Source organism: Streptomyces olivochromogenes (assembly GCF_021538895.1).
Classification (GTDB): Bacteria; Actinomycetota; Actinomycetes; order Streptomycetales; family Streptomycetaceae; genus Streptomyces; species Streptomyces olivochromogenes_A.
On record NZ_JADDRL010000065.1, the window covers coordinates 48,941 to 55,545 of the forward strand.

Here is a 6,605-nt window from a genome sequence, read left to right on the forward strand (position 1 = left end):
GACAGGGACATGTCGGCGACCGACAGGCCGCCGACACGGCGACAGCCCGCCGACGGGGGAAGATCGGCGGGCTGTCTCTGTGCCGCTGTGGCTTGGGGGACTGTCGGTGGATCAGTGCACGGAGTGCTCCTCCAGCGGGAAGGTCCCGCCGACGACGTCCTCGGCGAACTCCTTCACCGCGTTGCCCATGACCTCGCGCAGGTTCGCGTACTTCTTGACGAACTTCGGCACCCGGCCCGAGGTCAGGCCGAGCATGTCGGTCCACACCAGCACCTGCGCGTCCGTCTCCGGACCGGCGCCGATGCCGACGGTCGGGATGTGCAGCACCCGGGTCACCTCGGCCGCGAGCTCGGCCGGGACCAGCTCCAGCACCACTGCGAACGCGCCCGCGTCCTGCACGGACTTCGCGTCGCGCAGCAGCTGGGCCGCCGCCTCCTCGCCGCGGCCCTGGACCCGGTAGCCCATGGCGTTGACGGACTGCGGGGTCAGGCCGATGTGGGCCATCACCGGGATGCCGGACTCCACCAGCAGTCGGATCTGCTCGTAGGAGCGCTCGCCGCCCTCCAGCTTCACGGCGCCGACGCCGGCCTCCTTCACCAGGCGGGTGGCCGAGCGCAGCGCCTGCACCGGGCCCTCCTGGTAGGAGCCGAAGGGCAGGTCGCCGACGATCAGGGAGCGCTGCGTGCCGCGGACGACCGCCGCGGACAGCATGGTCATCTCGTCGAGGGTGACGGGCACGGTCGACTCGTACCCGAGGTGGCAGTTGCCTGCCGAGTCGCCGACCAGGATCACCGGGATCCCGGCCTCGTCGAACACCGACGCGGTCATCGCGTCGTAGGCGGTGAGCATGGGCCACTTCTCGCCGCGTTCCTTGGCGAGAGCGATGTCGCGAACAGTGATACGGCGTGTGCCCTTGCCTCCGTACAGCGCCTTGCTGCCGTCGGAGGGCTGTGTCTGGGCAGCCGAAATCTGCGTCATTGCAACGGCTCCTTCAAGTCATCTCGAGGCGCCCTCACGGCGTCCCCGGATTCCCTCCATGGTGGCACCTCGTGCCAGGGAGGGCCAGGGGACCCCCGTGTGATCCCATCGCCGTTCGCTCGGGTGCCGCTCGCCCTGCGCTCGGCCCGGGCCCGGCTGTGCAACGACTCGGCAAAGGAATTCAAATACGAGACGGTGCCGTATTGGAATTCTCCTAGGCTCGTCGGCATGACAACACCTGCCGTCCGTGCCTCCCACGGCTCCCGGATACCCGAGGCGGTGCACCGGCGCCGCTGGGCGATCCTCGGCGTCCTGATGCTGAGTCTGCTGATCGTGGTGCTCGACAACTCGATCCTGAACGTCGCCATCAAGACCATCTCCACCCCTGCCCCGACCGGCCTGGGCGCCACCCAGAGCCAGATCGAGTGGGCCATCAACGCCTACACCCTCGTCTTCGCGGGCCTGCTGTTCACCGCCGGCCTCATCGGCGACCGCCTGGGCCGCAAGAAGGTCCTGCTCGGCGGCCTCGTCGTGTTCGGTATCGGCTCGGCCCTCGCCGCCGAGTCCGGCACGCCGGGCGAGCTCATCACCTTCCGTGCGCTCATGGCCCTCGGCGCCGCCTTCGTGATGCCCGCCACCCTCGCCGTGCTGATGAACGTCTTCGAGCGCGAGGAGCAGCCCAAGGCCATCGGCATCTGGGCCGGCGGCGTCGGGCTCGCCATCGCCATCGGCCCCATCACCGGCGGCGCCCTCCTCGACCACTTCTGGTGGGGCTCCGTCTTCCTCATCAACGTACCGATCGTGATCATCGCGCTCGCCCTGATGGTCTGGCTGGTGCCCGACTCGCGCGACCCGAAGCCCGGCCGGCTCGACCCGATCGGCGTCGTGCTGTCCGTCGTCGGCCTCGTGCTGCTGGTCTACGGCATCATCAAGGGCGGCGAGCTCGCCGACTTCACGGACCCGACCGTGCTCGCGACCATCGTGGCCGGCCTCGTCGTCCTCGCCGCCTTCGTCGTCTTCGAGAAGCGCAGCGACCATCCCTCGCTCGACGTCACGTACTTCAAGAACAAGGTGTTCTCGGCCGCCATGGCCGCCATCGCGCTGGTGTTCTTCGCGCTGATGGGCGTGACCTTCTTCTCGGTCTTCTACACCCAGAGCGTGCGCGGCTACTCGCCCTTCCAGTCCGGTCTGCTGATGCTGCCGCTGGCCGCCGCGCAGATGATCTTCGCGCCGCGTGCCCGGCTGCTCGTCGACCGGTTCGGCAACAAGGCCACCACCACCGCCGGTCTGCTCCTCATCGCCGCGACGCTGGCCGCGTTCGCCGGCTTCGAGGCGGACACGCCGATCTGGGTGCTGGAGGTCGTGTTCTTCCTCATGGGCACCGGCATGGCCCACATCATGACGCCGACCTCCGTCGTCATCATGCAGGCCCTGCCCCGCGAGAAGGCCGGTTCGGCCTCCGCGCTCAGCAACACCTTCCGCCAGGTCGGCGGCGCCCTCGGCATCGCCGTGCTCGGCTCGGTCCTGTCCACCTCGTACCGCACCGGCATCGAGGGCAACCTCGGCCAGCTGCCGGCCGGCCTCCGGGACACGGCGGGCGAGTCCATCGAGGCGACCCTCGGCATCGCCGAGAAGCTCGGCCCGCGCGGTGACGCCCTGGTCGGCTCGGCCAACGACGCGTTCCTGCACGCCATGCACATCACGGCGCTGTGCGGGACGGGCGTCGCCCTCATCGGCGCGCTGGTGGTCGCCCTGTTCCTGCCGGGCAAGCCGCCGACGCCGCAGGAGGGCAAGCGCGAACAGGAGTTGGTGGTGGCAGCGGAGTAACGGCCGACCGGGCTCGTGGGTCGGTCGGAGAGGCAGCACGGGGGAAGGAGGCGGCTGCGGGAGGATTTCCGCAGTGCAGCGAAAGGAAGAGTCACGTGAGTCTTGCCGACAGCCGGACGCGGCCGGACGGTCCCACCCGGGGCCGCCCGCGCAGCGAGGCCGTGGAACACGCCATTCTGGAGGGCGTGATGAAGCTCCTGGAGGACGGCGTCCCTCTCGCCGAACTCTCCATCGAGCGCGTCGCCCGCACCGCAGGCGTCGGCAAGGCCACCATCTACCGCCGCTGGAGCGGGAAGGAGGAGCTCTTCGTCGACGTCATGCGCGCCGCCGAGCCCCCCGACCCCGTGCTCCCCGGCACCTCGATGCGCGACGACCTGGTCGTCCTGCTCGAATCACTGCGCCAACGCGGCCTGGTCAGCCGCTCGTCGGCGATCCTGCACAACGCCCACACCCAGATGAAGAGCAGCCCCAAGATCTGGGCCGCCTACCACGCGAACGTGATAGTGCCCCGGCGCGAGAAGGGCCTCGACGTCCTGCGCCGCGGGCAGCTCAACGGCGAACTCCGCGCGGACGTCGACCTCGAACTGGCCAACGACATGTTCGTCGGCGCGATGCTCGTCCGTACCGTCATGCGCCCCGACGCCGACCTCCCCGAGGGGCTGTCGGAGGAGATCGTCGACACGGTGCTCGACGGCCTACGACCTGTCAGCTCATCCGGCGTATAGCCCGTATGTGCAGGTTTCGTCACAGTCCACCCGCGTTCCCCGGGTAACCGGAACTCCTGGCGCCGACTTGTTCGTCCTCGTCTTCCGTACGGCCGTCATGGGACGGCAGGAACGAGGCCGATCATCCCCTAGGGTCGTAACCCGGGGGGAAGACGGTGGGCACGGCGGGCAGTGAGGCAGACGGTATGGCGCAGCAGGCATACATGGCGGAGACGGACAACGGCGGCTCGGGGCCCGAGCGCCAAGGATCGCGGCTTCGGCACCTGCTGCACCGCCTGCGCGTCCGCCTGTTCGACGGCTGGCGCGGTGATCCACGCATCTGGCGGCGCGGCATCGTCCTCGCCGCCGTCGCGCTGTTCCTCGCCCTGGTGATGCTGGTGCACTCGCGCATCCCCAACACCGTGGGCAACCTCGGCAGTCTCACCGAGACGTTCCTGCCCTGGGTGGGCGGCCTGCTGATCCCGGTCCTGGTGGTCGCCGGCTTCCTGCGCAAGTCGGCGACCGCGCTGATCGCGGTGCTGCTGCCGTCGATCGTGTGGCTGAACCTCTTCGGCGGCCTGCTCACCGACAAGGCGGGCGCCGGCGGCGACCTCATGGTGGCCACCCACAACGTCAACGCGGACAACCCCAACCCGTCCCGCACGGCCCGCGACGTGGCCACCTCCGGCGCCGACATCCTCGCCCTGGAGGAACTGAAGGCGTCCGCCGTCCCGGTGTACGAGCGGGCGCTCGCGTCGACGTACAAGTACCACGCGGTCGTCGGCACCGTCGGGCTGTGGAGCAAGTACCCGATGACCGGCGTCGAGGCGGTGGACATCAAGCTCGGCTGGAAGCGGGCCATGCGCGCCACGGTGGCCACGTCGAAGGGCTCGGTCGCGGTGTACGTCGCCCATCTCCCGTCGGTGCGCGTGAAGATGGAGGCCGGTTTCACCGCCCGGCAGCGGGACAAGAGCGCGAACGCGCTCGGCGAGGCGATCTCCGACGAGTCGCTGCCACGCGTCGTCCTGCTCGGCGACCTCAACGGCACGATGAACGACCGCGCGCTCAACGCCGTCACCTCCCAGCTGCGTTCCACGCAGGGCGCGGCGGGCAGCGGCTTCGGCTTCAGCTGGCCGGCGTCGTTCCCGATGGCGCGGATCGACCAGATCATGGTCAAGGGCGTCGAGCCGGAGAGCTCGTGGGACCTGCCGCGCACCGGCAGCGACCACTTGCCGGTGGCCGCCCGTGTGAAGCTGGACACAGCCTCTTAACCTGCTGGAATACTGGGCCCGCCAGCGTTTGTTCCGTACGTGAACATACTGCGGAAGCAGTCGTACGGAACTCCACTCTGAAAGGCCCTTCATGCCCTTGGCCCTGCTCGCCCTCGCCGTGGGTGCCTTCGGCATCGGTACGACCGAATTCGTCATGATGGGCCTGCTGCCCGACGTCGCGGACGACCTGCACATCTCGATCCCCACCGCCGGGCATCTGGTCTCGGCGTACGCGCTGGGCGTCGTCATCGGCGCCCCACTGCTGGCGGCGGTGACCGCGCGGATGTCCCGCCGCACCGTCCTCATGGCCCTGATGGCCCTGTTCGTGGCGGGCAACGCGCTCTCGGCGTTCGCTCCCGGCTACGACTCCCTGCTCGCCGCCCGCTTCCTCAGCGGCCTGCCGCACGGCGCGTTCTTCGGCGTCGGCGCCGTGGTCGCGACCACGATGGTCCCGCCGGAGCGCAAGGCCCGCTCCGTCTCGCTGATGTTCCTCGGCCTGACCGTCGCCAACGTCGCGGGCGTGCCCGTGGCGACGCTGATGGGCCAGCACCTGGGCTGGCGGGCGACGTTCCTCGGCGTCAGCGCGATCGGCGTGGCGGCGATAGCGTCGCTGGCCCTGCTGATCCCGCACGACCACGCTCCCGCTCCGGCGGCGGGCCTGCGCGGCGAACTCGCCGCGCTGCGGTCGGTGCCGGTGTGGCTGGCGCTCGGCACCACGGTGGCGGGCTTCGGCGCGCTCTTCGCGGCCTACAGCTACATCACGCCGATGCTCACGGACTCCGCCGGGTACGCCGAGTCCAGCGTCACGCTGGTACTGGCGCTGTTCGGCGTGGGCGCGACGGCGGGCAACCTGCTCGGCGGCCGCCTGGCCGACCACTCCCTGCGGGCCACGCTGTTCGGCGGCCTGGTCTCCCTGGCCACGGTTCTCTCCGTCTTCCCGCTCCTCATGCGTACGCCGGTCATGGCGGCCGTGGCCGTGATCCTGCTCGGCACGGCCGCGTTCGTCACGGGGTCCCCGCTCCAGTTGATGGTCATGGAGAAGGCGTCGGCGGCCCCCTCGCTGGCCTCCTCCGCCAACCAGGCGGCCTTCAACCTCGCGAACGCCGGCGGCGCCTGGATCGGAGGCCTGGCCCTGGCGGCCGGCTTCGGTACGACGTCCCCGGCGCTCGCGGGCGCGGGGCTGGCGGTACTGGGCCTTGCCGTGGCAGGTACGGCGTACCTGGTGGACCGGCACCGGGCGACCCCGCCGACCGGCCTCGCCGAGCGGGTGGTCGCCTCGCACGTACCGGAACAACCGGGCGCGCTGCACCACTGACGAGGTCAGGGGGTTGGCGCGGGCCCATGCTGATGGGTTGCCGTGGGGGCCACTCGCTTCTTGGCCAGTGTCGTGCTTCCGCGAGGCGAGTAAAGGGCGCTCCGCTGTCGCTCCGCGTCGCCTGACGGCGATGGCCCTACGGGCCACCCTTGACACGCCTCGCTCCAGCACGGGTGAGAAGCGAGCGAGCGGCCCGGAAAGACGGGTGGCCAGGCGGGGTTCACGGGCATGCGTTGGCTGCGTTCTCGTCCGGCGTCGACGGGCGCGCACGCGCCTCGCCAGCACGCCGGGTCGGCTTAGCGGCGAGCGGTGGGTTGGGGGGGCGGCCCCAGGGGGGCGTCACATCTGCCTCTCAAGTCACATGAAGGCGATGATTGGCAGGTTTGGGACACGTCCGAGCCAAGCCCGGCCCTCCCACCTGGCGGCTTACCCCGGCCCCTTGACCCGAATCGACCAATTACCTCAAGAGGACGGGACGGGACCACCAACCGGCACCAAGGGGGCGCCAGT

Annotated in this window: 5 protein-coding genes; 4 read left to right on the plus strand and 1 reads right to left on the minus strand. The window is 70.3% G+C overall.

The window, feature by feature from the left end; genetic code table 11:
• Positions 1-111: 111 nt before the first annotated feature.
• Complete coding sequence (gene panB / locus IPZ69_RS28925) at positions 112-978, minus strand: 3-methyl-2-oxobutanoate hydroxymethyltransferase (RefSeq protein ID WP_235457537.1); 867 nt, start codon at positions 976-978, stop codon at positions 112-114.
• A gap of 228 nt (positions 979-1,206) precedes the next feature.
• On the opposite strand from panB, the gene IPZ69_RS28930 reads away from it, so the two are divergent.
• From IPZ69_RS28930 to IPZ69_RS28945, 4 genes are all read left to right on the plus strand, one after another.
• Positions 1,207-2,805: an MFS transporter gene (locus tag IPZ69_RS28930; protein ID WP_235457538.1), complete on the plus strand. Its 1,599-nt coding sequence runs from the start codon at positions 1,207-1,209 to the stop codon at positions 2,803-2,805.
• Between the two features lie 95 nt (positions 2,806-2,900).
• The gene (locus IPZ69_RS28935; RefSeq protein ID WP_235457539.1) at positions 2,901-3,530 is read left to right on the plus strand and encodes a TetR/AcrR family transcriptional regulator; all 630 of its coding nucleotides are present in this window, start codon (positions 2,901-2,903) and stop codon (positions 3,528-3,530) included.
• 185 nt (positions 3,531-3,715) lie between these two features.
• The gene (locus IPZ69_RS28940; protein WP_235457540.1) at positions 3,716-4,780 is read left to right on the plus strand and encodes an endonuclease/exonuclease/phosphatase family protein; all 1,065 of its coding nucleotides are present in this window, start codon (positions 3,716-3,718) and stop codon (positions 4,778-4,780) included.
• Positions 4,781-4,871: 91 nt separating this feature from the next.
• Positions 4,872-6,095, plus strand: a complete 1,224-nt coding sequence (locus IPZ69_RS28945) for an MFS transporter (RefSeq protein WP_235457541.1) — start codon at positions 4,872-4,874, stop codon at positions 6,093-6,095.
• Positions 6,096-6,605: the final 510 nt, after the last annotated feature.